Source organism: Asticcacaulis sp. AC460, from assembly GCF_000495795.1.
GTDB lineage: Bacteria > Pseudomonadota > Alphaproteobacteria > Caulobacterales > Caulobacteraceae > Asticcacaulis.
Genome location: NZ_AWGD01000068.1, coordinates 1 through 799, shown reverse-complemented (window position 1 = coordinate 799; position 799 = coordinate 1). Strand labels below are relative to the sequence as shown.

Here is a 799-nt window from a genome sequence, read left to right as displayed (position 1 = left end):
GGTATTACGGACAGCCGCAGTTGCCGATTGCCCGGCCCGGTAACGCGCGCCGACGCGGTTAACCTGCTCTTGCTTCTTGCTCAAGCGCTCCAGCTCACCGCGCTGGCGGCCAAGCGCTGTCGTGGCTTCGCTGGCGCTGGCCTTCAACCGGCGCTGTTCGGCGCTCAGGTTCCGGGTGGCGATACCGTCGGTATTGAGCGCGTCACGCTGGCGCTGCACCGACTGGCGCAGGCCGTTGTATTTCGTCTGCAGCTCGGCGGCGGCGCGCTTTGATGCCTCCAGCAAGCGCGCTTGTTGCGCCGTGGGCTTTTCCGTCGCCTTGAACTGGACGGCCAACGCGGCCGCCTCTTCCTTGGCTTTCTTCAGTGCCTTGCCGGTAACGGCAAGCTGCCCCTGCGCCTTGCGAAATCCCTCAATCCGGGCGCTTTGCGCGTCCAGAGCCTTGAGGGTTTGCTGAGTGTTTTTGATGTCACCGGCCAGTGATTTACTGGCCTGTTGGATACTCTTTAGCGGGCGGGTGGCTTGGTCTACGGCCTTCAGCAGCACCTGTAGCTGCAGGCTTTTACTCATCGTGATTAACTCCGCTGCGTTGCAGTGCCAAATGGCGCCAGTTCAACAGCTCCGTGAGCGTCATTCCGGCCATTTCAGACGGCGGCCAGTGGAAGATCACCGCGATGTCCGCCATCAGGTCATCAACGCCCAGCCGGGCGTCGGGGATTACACCGCGGAGTTCGGCGACAAAAAACCGACCACTTTCCCGGCCAGCGCCACAAAATCCGGCAGCTCAAGGCGCGCGCAT

General features: G+C 62.6%; 2 protein-coding genes. Both read right to left on the bottom strand.

Annotation, left to right across the window (positions count from 1 at the left end; translation table 11 throughout):
• A partial coding sequence (locus tag ABAC460_RS47950; protein WP_023456046.1) for a hypothetical protein occupies nt 1–570 on the bottom strand: 570 nt, incomplete at its 3' end.
• Complete coding sequence (locus tag ABAC460_RS51090; RefSeq protein ID WP_023456045.1) at nt 563–685, bottom strand: GpE family phage tail protein; 123 nt, start codon at nt 683–685, stop codon at nt 563–565. The genes ABAC460_RS51090 and ABAC460_RS47950, both read right to left, overlap by 8 nt.
• Nucleotides 686–799: the final 114 nt, after the last annotated feature.

Excerpts from the sequence above, each read along its gene's own strand:
- ABAC460_RS51090 (WP_023456045.1), bottom strand. The coding sequence starts at position 685 with ATGGCGGACATCGCGGTGATCTTCCACTGGCCGCCGTCTGAAATGGCC.